An 18,782-nucleotide genomic window follows, 5' to 3' on the forward strand; every position below is an offset into this window, starting at 1 on the left:
GTTTTTACCGGCTATTGCAGGCCTCACTTGGCCTTGGCGGTAGTTTTCTGCCCCCGATATGAGTAGAATTTCCCACCCGGGTTATCTGTGACCTTGTCTTTAATTTGGTGAATTGACTATGAAAGAACATATTCAGGCTCTACTTGAGCAAACGGTAACGACGCTACAACAGCAAGGCAAGCTGCCTGCAGACTTAGCTATTCGAGTTCAAGTAGACAGAACCAAAGACAAAAGTCACGGAGATCTCGCCACTAACCTTGCCTTATTGTTAGCAAAACCGGCGGGTCAAAACCCGCGCGTGTTAGCGCAATTGCTCATGGATAATCTGCCTGCTTCTGAGCTGGTAGCAAAAACCGAATTAGCTGGCCCTGGTTTTATTAACTTCTTCTTGGACAACGCTTGGCTAGCCCGCCAAATAGACGCCATGGTGGCGAACGACCGCGCTAATATTCCGGTTGCCGAGCACACCCAAACCGTAGTGGTGGATTATTCCGCGCCTAACGTGGCTAAAGAAATGCACGTCGGCCATTTGCGCTCCAGCGTCATTGGCGATGCGGTGGTGCGTACCTTAGAATTTTTAGGTCACAAGGTGATCCGCGCTAATCACATTGGCGATTGGGGCACCCAGTTCGGCATGTTGATTGCCCACCTTGAAGAGCTGGAAAAAGAAAACCCTGACGTGGCCGACTCAGGTTTGGCAGATTTAGAACAGTTCTATCGCGAGTCTAAGCAAAAGTACGATGCGGACCCAGTATTTGCCGAGCGCGCCCGTAACTACGTGGTTAAGCTACAAGGCGGCGATACCTATTGTTTGGCCATGTGGCAAAAGCTGGTCGATATCACGCTGCACCATAACCAAGAAATTTATGCGCGCCTCAACGTGTCACTTACGCCCGAGCATGTGATGGGTGAGAGCATGTATAACCCTATGCTGGCCGGCATCGTTGAAGACTTGCAAGCCAAAGGGCTAGCGGTAGAAAGCGAAGGCGCGATAGTGGTGTACTTGGACGAGTACAAGAATAAAGACGGCGATCCTATGGGCGTGATCGTGCGCAAAAGAGATGGCGGCTTTTTGTATACCACCACCGACATCGCCTGTGCCAAATATCGCTACGAGCAGCTGCATGCGGATCGCGTGCTGTACTTTATCGACTCTCGCCAACATCAACACCTGATGCAAGCGTGGAGCATAGTGCACAAAGCCGGTTACGTGCCTGAGTCGGTGAGCCTAGAGCACCACGCCTTTGGCATGATGCTGGGCAAAGACGGTCGCCCCTTTAAAACCCGCAGCGGCGGTACCGTACGCTTGGTGGACTTGCTAGATGAAGCGCAAGAAAGAGCCACCGCCCTGCTGGCCAAAAGAGACACCGACTTCAGTGAGACAGAAAAAGCCGATATTGCCCGTCGAGTTGCCATGGGTGCGGTTAAGTATGCAGATTTGTCGAAAAGCCGCACTACCGATTACATCTTCGACTGGGACAATATGCTGTCCTTTGAGGGCAATACCGCACCTTATTTGCAGTATGCCTACACTCGCGTGCAGTCTATTTTCCGCAAATCTGGCATTGTTAGCGACGCCAACTTGCAAGGTCAGGTGATGTTAACTGCACCGGCTGAAGAAGCCTTGGCACTAAAGCTGGTGCAGTTTAACGACACCATTAAATCAGTGGCCGATAAAGGCCTGCCGCATTTAATGTGCCTATATCTGTATGAATTATCCGGCGCCTTTATGAGCTTTTATGAAGCCTGCCCCATTAATAAAGAAGGGGTCAGCAGTGAGGAGCGCAGCAGCCGTTTACGCCTGTGTGCCGCTACCGCTAAGGTATTAGATCTCGGCTTGTCTTTGCTGGGCATCGAAACTTTGGAGCGCATGTAAATCCATGGCCAAGGATTACGTGAGACGCAGTAAGCCGAAAAGCAAAACCAACACTCGGGCTAAAAAAAGCAGCGGCGGCGGTCGAGGCCGCGCCCCTGCACCGCGGCGCTTACCTATTGTACCGGTGTTATTACTGGTGATGGTCGCCGGTGCCCTAGGCTATCTGATCCACATCATTAAGGGCGCAGCCGACCAGCGCTCGGTGACGCCAACGGCTGTGGTGTCAACGAAAAACACCGCCATCGGTGCGCAAAAACCAAGCACAACACCGGTTAATCCTATCGACCAAAAACCGGTCGAGAAGTGGACGTATATTCAGCAACTGGAAAATAAAGAAGTGGTGGTGAAGCTCCCCGATGCTAAAGAGTCGACGCAGCTTTTTTTATTGCAGTGTGGCTCTTTTCGCTCTTCGGCGCAGGCCGAACAGGTCAAAGCCAAAATTGCCTTCCAAGGCTTGAGTTCTCAAGTGCGCCATTCCAGCGGCAGTTCTTGGTATCGAGTTGTATTAGGCCCCTACGACAGTAAACGCTCGGCTGAACAACATAAGCACAAATTAATTAAAGCCAAAGCCGTCGGCGATTGTGCTATCTCAAACTGGTAGGGTTGATCTTAACGCTTTTCGTCCCCATTTCTGTGTAGATGACATTTTTGCCGCTTAAAGCGGCTACACAGTCAAGTGAGGTTTTTAGTGACAACGATCGTTTCAGTCCGCCGTAATGGCAAAGTGGTTATTGGCGGCGATGGCCAAGTTTCCCTTGGTAATACCGTAATGAAGGGCAACGCCCGCAAGGTGCATCGCCTCTATAACGGCAAGGTACTGGCAGGCTTTGCCGGTGGCACCGCCGATGCCTTTACCCTGCTGGAACGCTTTGAAGCCAAGCTGCAGGCCCACCAAGGTAACCTAGAGCGCGCCGCCGTAGAGCTCGCCAAAGACTGGCGCACCGACCGCGCCTTACGCAAATTAGAAGCCCTGTTGGCGGTCGCCGACGCCAAAAATTCCTTTATTATCACCGGTAACGGTGACGTGGTGCAGCCCGAAGAAGACTTGATCGCGATCGGCTCCGGTGGCGCTTTTGCCCAGTCTGCCGCCCGCGCCTTATTAGAAAATACCGAATTAGATGCCAAAGAAATAGTCGAAAAAGCCCTGACTATCGCAGGCGATATCTGCGTCTTTACTAATGGTAAACACACCATAGAAGAGCTGGACTATGCCGACAAATAAGCGCAGCAAATAAGGCAACTAATTTACTGAGGCTAGGCTCTGTCTGGCCCGCATTAAGGATTTGATAATGTCTGACATGACTCCCAGAGAAATCGTTCACGAGCTGGACCAGCATATCGTTGGCCAGTCTGATGCTAAGCGCGCTGTGGCCATTGCCCTGCGTAACCGCTGGCGTCGTATGCAGCTGCCACTGGAGCTGCGCCAAGAAGTCTCGCCAAAAAACATTCTGATGATAGGCCCCACCGGTGTGGGTAAAACCGAAATTGCTCGTCGTCTGGCCAAGCTTGCCAATGCGCCTTTCATTAAAGTGGAAGCCACTAAGTTCACGGAAGTGGGCTATGTAGGCAAAGAAGTGGACAGCATCATCCGCGATCTTACCGATATCGCCATGAAGATGACCCGCGAACAGCAAATGAAAAAATACCAGCACCGCGCCGAAGAATCCGCCGAAGAGCGGGTATTGGATGCACTGCTGCCTAATCCGCGCAATAGCCGCGGCGAAGAAGAAAAAGCCGACAACAGCAACAGTCGCCAGATTTTTCGTAAGAAACTGCGCGAAGGTCAGCTAGACGATAAAGAAATTGAGATTGATGTGGCGGCACCCCAAATGGGCGTCGAGATCATGGCTCCTCCTGGCATGGAAGAAATGACCAATCAGCTGCAAGGTATGTTCCAAAACCTTTCCGCCGGCCACACCAGCAAACCGCGCAAGATGAAAATCAAAGAAGCGCTGAAATTATTAATCGAAGAAGAAGCCGCCAAGCAGCTCAATCCCGAAGAGCTAAAAGAGCAGGCGATTCATGCCGTGGAAAACCATGGCATCGTCTTTATCGATGAATTCGACAAAATTTGTAAGCGCGGTGAAAGCTCAGGCCCAGATGTGTCACGTGAGGGCGTACAACGCGACTTGCTGCCCTTGATTGAAGGCAGCAGCGTCAACACCAAACACGGCATGGTGCGCACCGACCACATGCTGTTTATCGCCTCAGGCGCCTTTCAGGTAGCCAAGCCTTCTGACTTGATCCCTGAGTTGCAGGGCCGCTTGCCGATCCGCGTTGAATTACGCTCACTGGACACCGATGATTTTGAACGCATCTTAACCGAGCCTAATGCCTCGCTCACCGAGCAATATAAGGCGCTGTTGGCCACCGAGAACGTGACTATCGATTTTACCAAAGCCGGTATTCGTCGCTTGGCAGAAGCCGCGTGGCGCGTGAACGAACGCACCGAGAATATCGGCGCGCGTCGCTTGCACACCATTATGGAGCGCTTGCTCGATGAATTGTCGTTTGAAGCATCAGACAAGTCCGGTGAAAGCATCCTTATTGACGAGCATTATGTGGATCGCTACCTCGAAGACTTAATAGAAGACGAAGATTTGAGTCGGTTTATTCTCTAATTTTCACTCGCAAGTTAGCGATAACTTTCAAGGCATTAAGCAGGGTGGCGCGAGCGGTAACACGATTATGATTGAAAACCGCTCACGCCCCTTTATACTTGATGCCACCTTGTTTCCAAATGTGGCTGACTTCATGGAATACAATACTTCAGAATTGTGCGATACCTATATTGATATGGTGGACGTGGTTGAACCCATGTTCTCCAGTTTTGGCGGCCGAAACTCCTTTGGCGGCTCTATCACCACCATCAAGTGTTTTGAGTCTAACGGCTTGATTAGCGACACGGTAAAAGAAGACGGCCAAGGCCGAGTGTTGCTGATTGACGGCGGTGGCTCTTTACGTCGTGCCTTGCTTGATGCAGACATTGCCGAAACCGCAGCCGACAATGGCTGGGAAGGCATTATTTGCTATGGTTGTGTGCGCGAGGTAGATGCGCTGGAAGATCTGGATATTGGCATTCAAGCCTTGGCGTCTATCCCTGTGGGTGCGGATGCCAACGACATAGGTGAGCTGCAAGTACCGGTTAACTTTGGCGGCGTGACTTTCTTGCCCGCCGACTATGTCTATGCGGATACCACTGGGGTGATCTTATCGCCGGAACCCTTGGATATCGAAGATGAAGGCGATTACGACGGCGAGTACCACGAAAGCGAAGACGACGACCAAGCCTAAACATAGTCGTAAGCTGTCAGTTAGCGATAAAAACTAACCAGAGCTAAAACAAAAGGCCAACCCCATGGGGTTGGCCTTTTTGCATGGCGCTTTATGCAACGTTGAGCAATACAGGTCGCGATAGGTATTGCGCCTCTCGCTTTAGCCATCACTGCTCACGGCGAAATTATGCGCTTTCTTCTACCTGATCAATTTTACCTAACAAGACACGTAAACGGTCTTGCCAAGCTTCATGCTGTTGCTTGAGCTGCTGATTATCTTGCTCAAGCTGAGTATGGCTTTGCTTGAGTTGCTGATTTTCTTCGCCTAACTGGCTGTTCAGCTCTTTTAACTCTTCAACTTCCATTTGCAGCAAATCAATAGTGTCTACGGCCGACAGTATTTTGGCTTCCAGCTTTTCTAATACATCAAAAGACATGCATTCACCTCTAAAATAACGGTTGTCCGGCCTGCTGGCCGCTAATAGCAACGAGGATACAGCGGCATTTGCTTGACAACAAGTAGCCACTGCGTTTGCAACGCAGATTAGAGGATATTTATCTGCTCTGCGTCAATAAAAGTCCTAAATATTTTGGTTCATATCAAAAGAAGGCATATCGGAGCAAGGTCGCCCTACTGCACGCGCCGGCACCCCAGCCACCGTAGTGTGCGGCGGAACAGATTCTAACACCACACTGCCGGCCCCCACTTTGGCCCCACAGCCCACTTCTATATTACCCAAAATTTTTGCGCCCGCACCTATCATCACCCCTTGACGAATTTTCGGGTGTCGATCGCCGCCCGCCTTACCTGTGCCGCCTAAGGTGACATTTTGTAAGATAGAAACGTCGTCTTCAATCACAGCTGTTTCACCCACTACAATACCGGTGGCATGGTCAAACATAATCCCTTTGCCGATGCGCGCCGCTGGGTGTACATCCACCCCAAACACCACCGAAATCTGATTTTGCAAATAGGTAGCCAAGGCGCGGCGACCATGGCGCCACAACCAATTAGCTATACGGTGACCCTGTAGCGCATGAAAGCCTTTTAGATACAAAAGCGGCGTGGAAAATAAGTCCACCGCCGGATCCCGCTCTTGAACCGCACAAATGTCGGTGGCGGCAATATCTAAGATGCAGGGCTCTGCATCCATTACCGACTCTATCACCTCACGCAGGCTGATAGCAGGCATCACCGAGCTCTCTAGCTTATTAGCCAGAATAAAGCTCAGTGAGCACTTTAATGTCTCATGGTTGAGAATAGTCGAATAATAAAAGCTACCTAACATGGGCTCTTCTGCAATCATCCAGCGTGCTTCTTCGCGGATGCGCAACCAAGTACTAGCTTGAATGCCGTCTTCCATGGGTTAAACCTTGTCTACTGTAAAAAGTGGTGTTCATACCCCAGCAGGGGCCAGGACCGATAATGGGTCCATATGAATAATAATATCGGTGTGCGGAAATAGCTGCTCCAGCTTTCGCTCGGTTTGCAGAACAATCTGATGCGCTTGCACTAAGGGCAAATGATCATCCAGCTCCAAGTGCAATTGAATAAAGCGGGTCACGCCCGATTGGCGAGTGCGCAAGTCATGCAAACCGTGCACCCCAGCGACGCTTAAACACACCTCAATAATGCGCCTTTGCTCGTCATCCGGCAACTGATGATCTAACAACATCTGTACCGCATCATAGCCAATTTGAAGCGCGCCTTTCAGGATATAGCCGCCAATTAATAACGCAAATAACCCGTCCGCCCAATGAAAGCCTTGCCAAGCCAGACCAAGGGCCAGCAACACACCCACGTTCAATAAGATGTCTGATCGGTAGTGCAGTTGATCGGCACGGATGGCCACCGAATTGGTTTTTTTGATCACATAACTCTGATAAAGCACCAACACTAAAGTGACCAATATCGAAAACAAGATCACGCCAATGCCAAGCCCTGCATGACTGACGGTTTGCGTGTTTAACAAGCGAGAGATACCGGTGATCATCAGGAAAATAGCCGAGGCACTAATAAACGCCGATTGCGCCAAGCCCGCTAATGACTCCGCCTTACCATGACCAAAGCTGTGCTCTTTATCCGCCGGCATCAAGGCGTAACGAATGGCCATCAAGTTAATAAAGGAAGCACTAATATCCAACAATGAGTCGGTGAGCGAGGCCAACATACTAGCGGAGTCCGTAGAAAACCACGCCAGCAGCTTGGTCACTATCATCAGCCCCGCCGCTACCATGGCCGCCTTGGCCGCCCGCGTGACTAACCGTTCATACGTCGAGGTCTCAGAAATCACCTCATCCTTACTATTCACCACAAACTCCTTACCGGTTCGTGAAGGGAGAAGCGTGAGGGGTGAGGCGTAAAACACGCCCGCCTGTTAGCTTGGTATTTTTCGCCCTCACCATTCCCACCTCCCCCTTCACAGTCTTTAGCTATTTTCCACCAACAAAATCATGTTGGCGCCAAGCTTCGTAACTGATGATGGCCACCGCATTGGATAAGTTCAAGCTGCGGCTATCGGGCTGCATAGGAATGCGAATACGACATTCAGGTTCAATGTCTGCCAATACAGTGTCTGGCAGGCCGCGGGTTTCTGGGCCAAAGAGCAAGATGTCTCCTGCCTGATAGCTGGCTTTATGATGGGGCTGACTGCCTTTGGTAGTGCAGGCAAAAATACGTTTTCCTGCCACGGCGAGCAAGAAGGCGGCATAGTCTTTGTGCAGTGAAATACGGCCAAAATCTGCGTAATCCAAGCCGGCGCGGCGTAAGCGCTTTTCTTCCAGTTGAAAACCCATGGGCTCAATCAGGTGCAAATGGCAGCCATTATTACGCGCCAAGCGCATGATGTTGCCGGTATTAGGCGCGATTTCGGGTTCATAGAGCGCAATTTCAAACATGGGTTAATACTCTTAAAGACTAAAGACGTTCTCGCCACGGAATACACGGAAGGACACGGAAAAATGAGAACGGATAAAATACTAATATTTAGTTAGTCAGACCTTACAAAAGATATGTGACTTTGCTCTTTTATTATTCTATGTCTGTGTTTTTCCGTGTATTCCGTGGCAAAAATAAGTTTAGATTTGGCTTTTATATCTCGTTTTATCCTAATTTAGGCTTCACGCAGCTCCGTCGCTGATAAATCCTTGGCCCCGCTCCAATCGCCACCAGGCCCAGCCTAAGGTGATACCTCGCGCTAGCATAAAACACAGCATGGCCAACCACAGACCATGATTCCCTAACTCTTGGCTGAAATACCACACTGGGAAGAACACCCCTGCTGTAGAGACCAACATCATATCGCGCATCTCACCGCCGCGCGTAGTACCGATGAAAATACCATCCAAAATAAAACACCAACATGCAGCCAGTGGCATCAACACCAACCAAGGCAAGTAACGCACCGCTTGCTCACGCACTTCACTAATGGTGGTGATAAGCCCTATCAGCTGCTGGCCTACAAGCGCAAATACCAGCACGAACAGTACCGCTACCACCGCACCCCAAAATAAGTTTAACGCACAGGCGAGCCGAAACTCGAGTCGATTACGCGCGCCCACGGCTTTGCCCACCATGGCTTCGACCGCGTAGGCAAAACCGTCCAGACCAAAAGAAATAAACATCAATAGGTTCATCAATACCGCATTGGCCGCCAACACCTCATCACCTAGGCGGGCGCCCTGAAAGGTCATAAAGGCGAAGGTAAGCTGCAAGCACAACGCACGAATAAAAATATCGCGATTAAGCCCCAGCAATTGTTTGAAGGCCTTGATATTTAGGCAAGCAGGCCAAAAACCTGCCGCCGGTCGAATGCCACGTTTTTGTAACGTGCGCCACACCAGCCAAGCTCCGAGGGCGGTGGCTAAATAATCCGCCAACACAGAAGCCGCCGCGGCCCCTTTTACCTGCCAGCCCAGCCCCAGCACAAACCACACATCGAGCACTATGTTGACGCCGTTGCCCAGAATCAATAACAACATGGGCGCGCGTGCATTCTGGTTACCCAGTAACCAACCCAGCAACACTAGATTAGTTAAGGCCGCCGGTGCGCTCCAAATGCGCACTAATACATAATCTCGGCCATAGTGCTGTACTTGTTCACTGCCACCAATCAACCAAAATGCCAGCTCCGTGATGGGTTTTTGTAGCACCAGAATCACCAGCGCCAGCCCCCAGGCTAAAAACAGCCCTCGCACCAACACTTGCAGCAAGCGAGGTTCATCCCCCGCGCCAAAGGCCTGCGCCGCGAGTCCTGTGGTCGACATACGCAAAAAGCCCAGCAACCAAAAGATCAGGCTAATAATAGTGGCCCCCACCGCCACGCCACCGAGGTAATAAGCATGCTCTAAGTGACCAATAACTATGGTGTCGACCAAACCTAAAAGCGGCACCGTAATATTGGACAGCACCATAGGCAGCGCCAACACAAACACCTGACGGTGGCGAGCGGCACTAAAAAAAGAGGGAGGCATAATTGATTCTTACTTAAAAACGGTGAAGGGCAGGATCTGTGCACCAGAACCTGCTACGCAGCTTTTCGCGGCTAAAGCACGCGACTACATACGTGTAATATGTAGCTATGTCTTACGCTAACCGCGCCAGCGGGCTAGGATGCTGGAAAAGTTTTTCACTAGCTCAGGGCCATCCACTAACGGCATTTCCGTTTCTTCATCAAAGTCGGGACGAAACGAGGCATGCAGCTCACCCTTAGGATTCACCAAGGCGATGGACGCGGAATGATCCACTAAGTAGTTAGCGTCTTCTCGGTCAAAAATGCCATAAATTAATCCCAGTTGCTGCACCGCAGGCATCAGTTGCTCATGGTCGGCGGTCACGGCAATAAAGTTGGGATTAAAATACTCGGTATAGGCTTTTAGCCGCTCAGGCGTATCTCGCGCCGGATCCGCCGATACGAAAACTACCTGCACCTTATCGCTCAGCGCAGTGAGTTCAGGATAAATGCGCGATAAGTCCGATAAGGTAGTGGGGCAAATATCAGGGCAAAAAGTATAACCAACAAATACTAAGCTCCAATGGTCGGCAAAATTTTGTTCGGTAAAAGGCTCGTCGTCACCGTCAGTTAAGGTAAAAGTCGTTAGCGGGCGCGCTTGGGGGTACACCACCACTGCACCCGTTAGGCTGTTTTTTTTATCTGCATACCAAGCGCCGCCACTTAGAGTGCCGATCAACAGCACAACCATTGCCATTACCCATATCCATCGATTTGTTTTAGCCATAATTTATCCAGTGATCCGCCAATATCAGCACAAAGAGCCACATCAGGTGACTAATTGAAAAGTGGAAGCAGTGTAATGCGGTTTGAGCAGAAGGTCTAAACTTCAGCCGCCACGCCCATTGCATAAAGCGTAAGTTCAGCAAGCTGGCACCCACCAGATACAGCAGCCCCGACATGCCCACTATCCAAGGCAGTACGCAAACCAAGGTTAACAGTAAGGTATAAAGCAGCACGCAGGTTTTAGTGAATTCAATACCATGGGTTACTGGCAACATAGGCACACCGGCTTTGGCATAATCGTCACGCCTATGAATAGCCAGCGCCCAAAAATGCGGCGGTGTCCAGACGAAGATAATCATCACCAATAGCAAGGCATGACCGTGAAACTCACCGGTAATGGCCGTCCAACCGAGCAAGGGCGGCATGGCCCCCGCCAGTCCGCCGATCACAATGTTCTGCGGCGTGGCCCGCTTTAACCAGACCGTATATACCACCGCATAACCCAGCAAAGAGGCCAAGGTAAGCCAAGCGGTCAGCGCATTTACCCACACCAATAAAATCGCCAAGCCAGCAGCTGACAAACTCAGCGCAAAGACCAAGGCCGCACTGCTACTCACTCGCCCTTGAGCAACGGGTCTATGGTAGGTGCGCGCCATTTGAATATCGATACGCCTATCTAATACATGATTAATCGCCGCCGCCCCGCCGGCCATTAAACCGATACCAAGCGTGGCCACCGCCACCTGCAGCAAGCTCGGCACTATTTCGGTTAAATACATGCCCACTACTGCGGTGAGCAAGATAAGCGCCACTACCTTAGGCTTAGTCAGTGCCCAATAGTCCGCCCAATGTGCTGGCTTGTGAGTGGCACTCACTGTTTTGTTGATGCCACTGGTTTGGTCGGTGCCCACTACTGCTTTATTGCTGATAGATGCCGTGTTTCTCGCCATATAGCCTCCCTTGCTCGGCAGAGCCGCTCACCGGTCCCGGTGACCATTAATAATAAAAAAGCCGCGCCTGCGTTATGCGCCACTGCCAGCGGCAAAGGTAAATGCCACCAAACATTGGCGACACCTAACGTCAACTGCACCAAGACTGCCAGCGCCAACCAAGCACTCCAGAGTTGCAGCTCACGCACTTGGTAACATCGCCACGCTAGTGTAAATAGCACCACCGCCGTTACCATGGCCCACAACCGATGAGCCACATGAATGGTGATCCGCTCATCGCTACTTAGCACCCCGTATTGATAGCTGGCGGCAGGCATACCATGAGGATGAAAGGCACTCCACTGCCACTGACTTAACCAGTCTCCTTGGCATACGGGTAACTCCACACAAGCCAACGCCGCATAGTTGGCGGCCGTCCAACCACCAAGTGCGATTTGTATTATTAGCACCAGCAAGGCCACCCACCACAGCGCCAGCAACTGCCGAGCATATTGTGGATGAGAGCGCTGCTGAGATTGTTGCTGAGAGTGCTGGCGAGGGTGTTGCAGAGAGTGCCGGCGAGAATATTGAAGAGTGTGTAAGCGAGAACGGGGCTCGCCGTCTTGGGCTGCTCGTGAGCGCGCACGGAGTAATAATAAAAACAACAGCGCCAAAATACTAAAGCCGCCCAACAAGTGACCGAGCACAATAAAGGGCAGTAAGTTAAGGGTCACGGTCAACATGCCTAAGGTGGCTTGCACAATAACCAAAGCGAGCAATAACCAAGCACCAATGCGATAAGCGCGATGGCGGGCTCGCAACGAGCACAACGCCAGCACTAAAATAATCATGCCTAAGCTACCCGCCGCATAACGATGCAGCATTTCATTACCGGCTTTGGCCAGATCAAGCGGCTTATCCGGAAAGCGACTTGCTGCCAGTTGCTGCTCAAAGGCGGTATCGGGAACATAATTAAAACCATAACAGCCCGGCCAGTCTGGACAGCCTAGGCCCGCATCGGTTAAACGCGTGTAGGCGCCCAGCAACACCACCAGCAGCGTCAGCGCAAAAGCAAACAAGCAGAGTTGACGCATCACAGCTCCTTATCCAGACCGCGAATAGGTTAATAAACGGCGCACATCACTGAGCAATGCTTTAGCCATTATCTGATCTGGCTGTAGCAGCTCTAGCTGCCTTGGCTCTGATGATAAAGCGCCTTGCTCTAACCGCCCATCAAGCGGATAGCGCATGATCAGCGTACCTGGCGGATCCGCGATATAGACAAACCCCGCTTCTAGCTCTGCGCTCGCCGGCATGAACAGCTGACGCACCCGCGAGCTATCTCGGCCTAAGGCCAAAATTACCTGCGCCAATAGAGGCTCTGCTTGCGAACAAGCAGCGCAATTGGCCGCTTGGGGCACGATTAATCGCCACTGTGAATCCGCAGCCACTTGTCCCGTAACCCATTGGCCGTGATTATTCACCCCCGTCGTAAACCAACCTTGTTGTAAGGTTAGCCATGCCAACCCCACGGGTAATAAAAATACTAAGCATAAGGCGACCAACGTGCGATATCGTCTGGGCAAAGGCTGTACTCTCTCGGCCTGCCGGTGAGACTTAAGTTCGTACTGAGGGTTACTCATGAGGCCTCCGGTAATACCAGAACGCGGCGATACATACCGCCAGCGCCATCAAAAACCACTGCACAGCGTAGCCAAGATGCCGCTCAGGCCCCATTACCACCGGCTGCCACTGCTCATGTTCAGCGCTCAGTTTTAGGACGAAAGGCAGCACCGGCTCCCCCCAGATTTGGGTCAATAATGCAGGCGCTAAGCTGGGCACCAGTGGATGACTCGGGATAAATGTGAACTGACCTAATGAGATAGGGGCTTGGTAGGGACGTATCAGATGTCCAGATAACGGTATGGGGGGAGTGATGGCAGCAATGGCGGGTAACTGGCGCCGATCGGCATCTGCAGGCTGCCAGCCCGTATCCACCATCAGCAGGCCTTGTGCCGTGGGTAAGGCGCGAATTAAACGATAGCCTACCCGTCCTGCTTGTATTTGGTTATCAAGCCACACTTCCTTTCCGGCTAAGTAACGCCCATGAGTCGTGAGCCGATATCCAAAAGGAATCACCATGGCACTGGCTTGGGCTAGGCTAATGTCACTGTTACGGCGCTGCTGCCATTCGGCTAACAACTGGCGCTTTTCTTCAGCGCGAGACAACTGCCAGCCTCCCATCCCCAGCATCAATAAACTGAGCACCGCGGTTAGCAGCAGTAAGCCCGCATCTTTTCCTCTACTTAACATTCAGTCTCCTTGGCTTGCATCCCTGCTCTTCAAGTTACTGCTTGCTGCTCTCGCTTTAGAAACAGACTGTGCGTTATAAAATATAAACCGTTACAAATAAGCCCAGCCACACTAGGTCCACAAAGTGCCAGTACCAGCTGGTCGCCTGAAAGCCAAAATGCTGCGCCGAGGTGAAATGTCCTTTTTGTACTCTGATCCACATAATCAGCAGCAGTAAGGTACCCAGCATCACGTGGGCACCATGAAAGCCCGTTAATAAGAAAAAGGTGCTGCCGTAAATACCCGAATCAAATTTAAGCCCTAGCTCGTGATAAGCATGGCTGTATTCCCATGCTTGTAAGATTAAGAAAGCAATCCCAAGCAACACGGTAACTCCCAGCCACAACGTAAGCGGGCTACGTTGATTACGCCGTAGCGCCAGATGTGCTAAATGCAGGGTAATTGATGAGGTTAACAACACTATAGTGTTAATGAGCGGCAGCCCCATCCAGCTAATGGCAGTGGTTTTAATCCCTCCTGGAGTAAGCAACAACGGCCATTGAGGAATAAAGTCAGGCCAGAGCACCGCATGGGTCATGGCATTATTACTGGCACCGCCTAACCATGGCACTACCAAGATACGGATGTAAAACAGCGCACCAAACAGCCCCACAAAAAACATCAGCTCAGAAAAAATAAACCAGGTCATGCCGAGGCGAAAAGAGCGATCCATCTGGGCGCTATACAAGCCCGACTTTGACTCTTGGATCACATTCCCAAACCAGCCAAACAACATCACAATCATTACCAGCGTGCCTAAGATAAACACGATAGGTCCTGCCAGTGGCGCTAATCCAGAAATCCAGAGTCCCGCTCCTGATGCGAGTAAGAATAAGCCCAGCGCGCCCATTAACGGCCAAGGACTTTCACTCGGGACATAATACGGCTGAAATTTAACCGGCATGTTTGCCTCCTTGGCTTAGCTACTGCTGGCCCGCTCACTAATGTCATACAAGGTGTAAGACAGCGTAAATATTTCTATGTCTGGCGGCAGCATTCGATCCACATAAAAGCGCATCGGCATGATGGCTTCACTTTGTGCCGCCAAGGGTTGTTCTTGAAAACAAAAACATTCGGTTTTACGTAAGTAACTGGCGGCTCGCCCCGGTGCAACCGAGGGAATGGCCCGCAATATTTTGTCTTTGCTACTGGGATTGGTCACCGTGAAATCAACCTGATGCATTTCTCCGGGCCGCACCTTTAAGTGTTGTACCGACGCCGTAAACTCCCCTTGCACCCCGGTACTTTGGTAGGTAATAAATTCCACCGTGACTTGGCGTTGGGTATCAACCTCATGAGATTCCGCCACCGCTTGGGTGGCGGTTTTACCGTTGAGGCCTGTAATATCACAAAACACGTCATATAAAGGCACTAACAAAAAGCCAAAACCAAACATAACAACGGCTAATAGCGCCAGCTGGAGAGCTTTACGATCGCGCATCATAATCGGTGACCTCCGGTGGCGTGCTAAAGGTGTGATAGGGCGCAGGCGATGCCACTGTCCACTCTAGGCCATGGGCGCCTTCCCACGCTCGAGCGGAGGCCGGCTCGCCGCCGCGAATGCATTTAATAATCAGCACCACAAACAGTAATTGCGATAAACCAAAGGCAAAGCCTCCAATACTGACCAGCGCGTTAATATCGGCAAACTGCAGCGCATAGTCCGGGATCCGACGCGGCATACCAGCCAGCCCTAAAAAGTGCATCGGAAAAAACAGCACGTTGACGGAAATTATCGAACACCAAAAGTGCCATTTTCCTAAGCGTTCATTAAACATGTGCCCAGTCCATTTGGGCAGCCAATAATAGACAGCCGCAAACACCGACAATACCGCCCCCGTGACCAGCACATAATGGAAATGCGCGACCACAAAATAAGTATCGTGATACTGAAAATCTGCTGGGGTAATGGCTAACATTAGGCCGCTAAATCCACCAATCGTGAATAACACGATAAAGGCGATAGAAAATAACATCGGTACTTCAAAGCTGAGTGAGCCGCGCCACATAGTGGCCACCCAGTTAAATATCTTTACGCCGGTTGGCACCGAGATCAGCATGGTGCAATACATAAAAAATAATTCTGCGGCTACCGGCATGCCCACGGTAAACATATGGTGTGCCCACACTAAAAAGCTAAAACCGGCAATGGCCACGGTGGCGTACACCATGGATCTATAACCAAATAAAGGTTTACGACTAAAGGCAGGAACAGTGGCGGAGATAATGCCAAAGCTTGGCAAAATCATGATGTAAACTTCAGGGTGACCAAAAAACCAAAAAATATGCTGAAACAAGATGGGATCGCCGCCGCCCGCCGCGTCAAAAAAGCTAGTGCCAAAGTATTTATCGGTTAAGACCATGGTCGCAGCCCCCGCCAACACTGGCATTACGGCAATCAGCAAAAACGCCGTAATTAACCAGGTCCAGCAAAACATCGGCAACTTCATCCACGTCATGCCTGGCGCGCGCATATTGCAGATAGTCACTATCACGTTAATGGCGCCCATAATGGAGCTGATGCCCATAATGTGAATGGCAAACACAAATAAGGCCGTGCTATCAGGCGAGTAGGTAGTGGACAAAGGCGCGTAAAAGGTCCAACCAAAGTTAGGCCCGCCGCCGGGCATAAATAAAGTGGATAGCATCAGTAGAAAGGCAAACGGCAGTATCCAAAAACTCCAGTTATTCATGCGCGGCAAGGCCATGTCCGGCGCGCCTATCATCAATGGGATCATCCAGTTAGCCAGCCCCACAAACGAGGGCATCACGGCGCCAAAGATCATGATCAGACCGTGCATGGTGGTCATCTGATTAAAAAAAGCCGGCTCCACTAATTGCAAACCCGGTTGAAATAATTCGGCGCGGATTAGCATTGCCATAGCGCCGCCAATAAAGAACATACTGAGGCTAAACAACAGGTACAGCGTACCTATGTCTTTATGATTGGTAGTAAACAGCCAACGCTTAATGCCTTTGGCTGGCCCATGGGGCTCGGCAGGCATACTGATCGAGTCATGTAAGGTAGTGACTTTATTTAGCGGTGCCATCCTAGCCCCCTATTTTCCTGCTCTGGCCTGCTCAATATCGCTGGGTTGCACCAAATCTTTGGTGTTATTACCCCAAGCGTTACGCTCATAAGTGATCACGGCCGCCAATTCTTTGGTCGACAGCTGCTTATCAAAACTTTGCATGGCGGTGCCCGCTTTACCGAACAGCACAATATGCAGGTGTGCCGCCTTATCATTTAAAATCAGCTCACTGCCTTTAAGAGCGGGGAATGCTCCGGCAATGCCTTCACCATTGGCCTGATGACATGCAGCACAAGTGCGCTGATATACCTGCTCACCCAGCGTCATTAATTCAGCTTCTGTTAACTGCGCCGCCAGCAATTCTTGCTCGGCAGCTTGTGTTTGCGCTTGCTTGGCTTGGGCATTTGCCAGCCAAGTATCAAATTCGGCGCCAGTTTTAGCTTCCACCACTATCGGCATAAAACCATGATCTTTGCCGCATAACTCGGCGCATTGACCACGATAGATGCCCGGCTCGTTAATGCGCGTCCAAGCTTCATTAATAAAGCCGGGCACCGCATCTTTTTTGATGGCAAACGCCGGCACCCACCAAGAATGGATGACATCATCAGAGGTAATTAAAAAGCGGATCTTACGATCTGTGGGCAACACTAACGGCCAATCGACTTCCAGCAGATAGTTCTCACCTTTGGCTACTTGGCCTTTAATTTGTTCGGGTAAGGTGCCGATACGGCTATAAAAGCCGACATCTTTCTCAAAGTAGCTGTAATGCCACTTCCACTGAGAGGCCGTGACTTGCACCGTGAGATCTGATTGGCTGGCATCTTCCATGGCGATTAAGGTATGCGTGGCCGGAATAGCCATGCTTATCAAGATAACGAAGGGGATCAAAGTCCAGATGATTTCTACTTTGGTACTTTCGTGAAACTGTGCGGCTTTTGCCCCTTTGGCTTTGCGATGATGAATGATGGCCCAAAACATAATGCCAAACACAATCACCCCAATCACCACACAGATCAGCAATATGGTCATGTGCAGGCCATACACTTTTTGGCTGATATCCGTCACGCCGGGGGTCATATTCAAACGAGTTTGTGCTCGTAGCGGCAGGGTTATAAGTAAAGAAAACAGCAGCAGAATCGACTTCACTACGCACCCCCAAGTTTCATCCTGAATATTGGCGTTCTGACGTTCTGTGAATATGCGCGTCGACTCGTATTCTTAATACAGTACTGCGGTGTCGACGTTCAGAGTAAGTAAAGCATAGCTGAGCGATATGTGAGGAATTTTTATGCACAGGGGAAATAAGAGCAGCATGGCGATGTTGGCTAAGCGCTCAAAGTACACCTCTGAACAGAGGCAGATATGGCTTGCAGAGGGCGAGAAGCTCAGCAATAGAGCCAAAAAAGCGTGAGCTCGCTGATGCTAGTCTCACGCTAAAATATAAGATGACTTTTTAAAAGTCTGAGTTGCGGATCACGCCTACGGCTAAGCCTTCGATGATCAGCTCTTGGCTACGCAAGTCAATTTCGATGGGGCTCAGCTCTTCGTTTTCTGGCAATAAGCTGACCTTATTACCCTTACGTTGAAAGCGCTTCACCGTCACTTCATCGTCTAAACGTGCCACCACAACTTGGCCATTGCGCACTTCTTGCGTCTTATGTACCGCCAGTAGATCGCCATCCATAATACCGATGTTCTTCATGCTCATGCCTTGCACACGAAGCAAAAAATCGGCGGCCGGATGAAACAACGAGGGATCCAGCTGATAATGACTTTCTATGTGCTGTTGCGCCAAAATTGGCTCGCCTGCTGCTACACGGCCAATCAGTGGCAAGCCGGTTTCTTCTGGCTCATCTTCAATCAGACGAATGCCCCGAGAGGTACCCGGCATCATGGTAATTACGCCTTTTCTGGCCAGCGCTTTAAGGTGTTCTTCGGCGGCATTCGCGGATTTAAACCCCAAAATACCGGCAATTTCGGCACGCGTTGGTGGCATACCGGTTTGCTGAATATGATCTTTAATAATCTCCAGTACCTGAGACTGGCGAAGCGTGAGCGCTTTCATAAGGCACCTGTTT

Annotated in this window: 20 protein-coding genes; 5 read left to right on the forward strand and 15 right to left on the reverse strand. The window is 50.8% G+C overall.

The window, feature by feature from the left end; all coding sequences use genetic code 11:
- The first annotated feature begins 118 nt into the window (after nt 1-118).
- The 5 genes from argS to rraA all read left to right on the forward strand — a co-directional run bounded on the left by argS (nt 119) and on the right by rraA (nt 5,170).
- Nucleotides 119-1,876 (forward strand): arginine--tRNA ligase, encoded by a 1,758-nt coding sequence (argS, locus tag CBP31_RS06475; protein ID WP_087035605.1) that lies wholly within the window; start codon nt 119-121, stop codon nt 1,874-1,876.
- Nucleotides 1,877-1,880: 4 nt separating this feature from the next.
- Nucleotides 1,881-2,477, forward strand: a complete 597-nt coding sequence (locus CBP31_RS06480; protein WP_087035607.1) for an SPOR domain-containing protein — start codon at nt 1,881-1,883, stop codon at nt 2,475-2,477.
- Nucleotides 2,478-2,564: 87 nt separating this feature from the next.
- Nucleotides 2,565-3,098 (forward strand): ATP-dependent protease subunit HslV, encoded by a 534-nt coding sequence (hslV, locus tag CBP31_RS06485; RefSeq protein ID WP_087035609.1) that lies wholly within the window; start codon nt 2,565-2,567, stop codon nt 3,096-3,098.
- A gap of 67 nt (nt 3,099-3,165) precedes the next feature.
- Complete coding sequence (gene hslU / locus CBP31_RS06490; protein WP_087035611.1) at nt 3,166-4,497, forward strand: HslU--HslV peptidase ATPase subunit; 1,332 nt, start codon at nt 3,166-3,168, stop codon at nt 4,495-4,497.
- Nucleotides 4,498-4,630: 133 nt separating this feature from the next.
- The gene (gene rraA / locus CBP31_RS06495; protein WP_087038646.1) at nt 4,631-5,170 is read left to right on the forward strand and encodes a ribonuclease E activity regulator RraA; all 540 of its coding nucleotides are present in this window, start codon (nt 4,631-4,633) and stop codon (nt 5,168-5,170) included.
- Between the two features lie 166 nt (nt 5,171-5,336).
- On the opposite strand, the gene zapB is transcribed toward rraA, so the two are convergent.
- The 15 genes from zapB to lexA all read right to left on the reverse strand — a co-directional run bounded on the left by zapB (nt 5,337) and on the right by lexA (nt 18,769).
- Nucleotides 5,337-5,588 carry a cell division protein ZapB gene (gene zapB, locus CBP31_RS06500; RefSeq protein ID WP_087035613.1) on the reverse strand — a complete coding sequence of 84 codons (252 nt, stop codon included), beginning with the start codon at nt 5,586-5,588 and terminating at the stop codon, nt 5,337-5,339.
- A gap of 144 nt (nt 5,589-5,732) precedes the next feature.
- A complete protein-coding gene (gene cysE / locus CBP31_RS06505) occupies nt 5,733-6,515 on the reverse strand; it encodes a serine O-acetyltransferase (protein WP_087035615.1) in 783 nt (260 codons plus the stop codon).
- A gap of 33 nt (nt 6,516-6,548) precedes the next feature.
- Nucleotides 6,549-7,463: a cation diffusion facilitator family transporter gene (locus CBP31_RS06510; RefSeq protein WP_227875173.1), complete on the reverse strand. Its 915-nt coding sequence runs from the start codon at nt 7,461-7,463 to the stop codon at nt 6,549-6,551.
- Between the two features lie 121 nt (nt 7,464-7,584).
- Nucleotides 7,585-8,049, reverse strand: a complete 465-nt coding sequence (locus tag CBP31_RS06515) for a tRNA (cytidine(34)-2'-O)-methyltransferase (RefSeq protein WP_087035617.1) — start codon at nt 8,047-8,049, stop codon at nt 7,585-7,587.
- A gap of 222 nt (nt 8,050-8,271) precedes the next feature.
- Nucleotides 8,272-9,624 carry an MATE family efflux transporter DinF gene (gene dinF, locus CBP31_RS06520; protein ID WP_087035619.1) on the reverse strand — a complete coding sequence of 451 codons (1,353 nt, stop codon included), beginning with the start codon at nt 9,622-9,624 and terminating at the stop codon, nt 8,272-8,274.
- 117 nt (nt 9,625-9,741) lie between these two features.
- Nucleotides 9,742-10,359, reverse strand: a complete 618-nt coding sequence (locus tag CBP31_RS06525; protein WP_227875174.1) for an SCO family protein — start codon at nt 10,357-10,359, stop codon at nt 9,742-9,744.
- A gap of 22 nt (nt 10,360-10,381) precedes the next feature.
- Nucleotides 10,382-11,338 (reverse strand): heme o synthase, encoded by a 957-nt coding sequence (gene cyoE / locus CBP31_RS06530; RefSeq protein WP_087035623.1) that lies wholly within the window; start codon nt 11,336-11,338, stop codon nt 10,382-10,384.
- Nucleotides 11,299-12,411, reverse strand: a complete 1,113-nt coding sequence (locus CBP31_RS06535; protein WP_087035625.1) for a COX15/CtaA family protein — start codon at nt 12,409-12,411, stop codon at nt 11,299-11,301. Before CBP31_RS06535 ends, cyoE begins: the two co-directional genes overlap by 40 nt.
- Nucleotides 12,412-12,420: 9 nt before the next feature.
- The gene (locus CBP31_RS06540) at nt 12,421-12,960 is read right to left on the reverse strand and encodes a hypothetical protein (protein WP_227875175.1); all 540 of its coding nucleotides are present in this window, start codon (nt 12,958-12,960) and stop codon (nt 12,421-12,423) included.
- Nucleotides 12,953-13,630 carry an SURF1 family protein gene (locus CBP31_RS06545; protein WP_087035627.1) on the reverse strand — a complete coding sequence of 226 codons (678 nt, stop codon included), beginning with the start codon at nt 13,628-13,630 and terminating at the stop codon, nt 12,953-12,955. Before CBP31_RS06545 ends, CBP31_RS06540 begins: the two co-directional genes overlap by 8 nt.
- Before the next feature lie 73 nt (nt 13,631-13,703).
- On the reverse strand, nt 13,704-14,573 hold the full coding sequence (locus CBP31_RS06550; RefSeq protein ID WP_087035630.1) for a cytochrome c oxidase subunit 3: 870 nt from the start codon (nt 14,571-14,573) through the stop codon (nt 13,704-13,706).
- 15 nt (nt 14,574-14,588) lie between these two features.
- Nucleotides 14,589-15,113, reverse strand: coding sequence for a cytochrome c oxidase assembly protein (locus CBP31_RS06555; RefSeq protein WP_087035632.1), 525 nt, complete (start codon nt 15,111-15,113; stop codon nt 14,589-14,591).
- The gene (gene ctaD, locus CBP31_RS06560) at nt 15,097-16,674 is read right to left on the reverse strand and encodes a cytochrome c oxidase subunit I (RefSeq protein WP_227875199.1); all 1,578 of its coding nucleotides are present in this window, start codon (nt 16,672-16,674) and stop codon (nt 15,097-15,099) included. The genes CBP31_RS06555 and ctaD overlap by 17 nt, the downstream gene beginning before the upstream one ends.
- 54 nt (nt 16,675-16,728) lie before the next feature.
- Nucleotides 16,729-17,850 carry a cytochrome c oxidase subunit II gene (gene coxB / locus CBP31_RS06565; protein WP_087035636.1) on the reverse strand — a complete coding sequence of 374 codons (1,122 nt, stop codon included), beginning with the start codon at nt 17,848-17,850 and terminating at the stop codon, nt 16,729-16,731.
- A gap of 307 nt (nt 17,851-18,157) precedes the next feature.
- The gene (gene lexA / locus CBP31_RS06570) at nt 18,158-18,769 is read right to left on the reverse strand and encodes a transcriptional repressor LexA (protein WP_087035637.1); all 612 of its coding nucleotides are present in this window, start codon (nt 18,767-18,769) and stop codon (nt 18,158-18,160) included.
- Nucleotides 18,770-18,782: the final 13 nt, after the last annotated feature.

It is taken from the genome of Oceanisphaera profunda, assembly GCF_002157895.1.
Lineage (GTDB): Bacteria > Pseudomonadota > Gammaproteobacteria > Enterobacterales > Aeromonadaceae > Oceanimonas > Oceanimonas profunda.

Bases quoted from the DNA above. Each gene is read 5' to 3' on its own strand.
- CBP31_RS06550 (WP_087035630.1), bottom strand. From the start codon at position 14,573: ATGCCGGTTAAATTTCAGCCGTATTATGTCCCGAGTGAAAGTCCTTGG.
- cyoE (WP_087035623.1), bottom strand. From the start codon at position 11,338: ATGGCGAGAAACACGGCATCTATCAGCAATAAAGCAGTAGTGGGCACC.
- CBP31_RS06515 (WP_087035617.1), bottom strand. From the start codon at position 8,049: ATGTTTGAAATTGCGCTCTATGAACCCGAAATCGCGCCTAATACCGGC.
- CBP31_RS06480 (WP_087035607.1), top strand. From the start codon at position 1,881: ATGGCCAAGGATTACGTGAGACGCAGTAAGCCGAAAAGCAAAACCAAC.
- dinF (WP_087035619.1), bottom strand. From the start codon at position 9,624: ATGCCTCCCTCTTTTTTTAGTGCCGCTCGCCACCGTCAGGTGTTTGTG.
- CBP31_RS06540 (WP_227875175.1), bottom strand. From the start codon at position 12,960: ATGAGTAACCCTCAGTACGAACTTAAGTCTCACCGGCAGGCCGAGAGA.
- argS (WP_087035605.1), top strand. From the start codon at position 119: ATGAAAGAACATATTCAGGCTCTACTTGAGCAAACGGTAACGACGCTA.
- CBP31_RS06545 (WP_087035627.1), bottom strand. From the start codon at position 13,630: ATGTTAAGTAGAGGAAAAGATGCGGGCTTACTGCTGCTAACCGCGGTG.
- zapB (WP_087035613.1), bottom strand. From the start codon at position 5,588: ATGTCTTTTGATGTATTAGAAAAGCTGGAAGCCAAAATACTGTCGGCC.
- hslU (WP_087035611.1), top strand. From the start codon at position 3,166: ATGTCTGACATGACTCCCAGAGAAATCGTTCACGAGCTGGACCAGCAT.
- CBP31_RS06555 (WP_087035632.1), bottom strand. From the start codon at position 15,113: ATGATGCGCGATCGTAAAGCTCTCCAGCTGGCGCTATTAGCCGTTGTT.
- ctaD (WP_227875199.1), bottom strand. From the start codon at position 16,674: ATGCCTGCCGAGCCCCATGGGCCAGCCAAAGGCATTAAGCGTTGGCTG.
- lexA (WP_087035637.1), bottom strand. From the start codon at position 18,769: ATGAAAGCGCTCACGCTTCGCCAGTCTCAGGTACTGGAGATTATTAAA.
- cysE (WP_087035615.1), bottom strand. From the start codon at position 6,515: ATGGAAGACGGCATTCAAGCTAGTACTTGGTTGCGCATCCGCGAAGAA.
- rraA (WP_087038646.1), top strand. From the start codon at position 4,631: ATGGAATACAATACTTCAGAATTGTGCGATACCTATATTGATATGGTG.
- CBP31_RS06525 (WP_227875174.1), bottom strand. From the start codon at position 10,359: ATGGCAATGGTTGTGCTGTTGATCGGCACTCTAAGTGGCGGCGCTTGG.
- CBP31_RS06535 (WP_087035625.1), bottom strand. From the start codon at position 12,411: ATGCGTCAACTCTGCTTGTTTGCTTTTGCGCTGACGCTGCTGGTGGTG.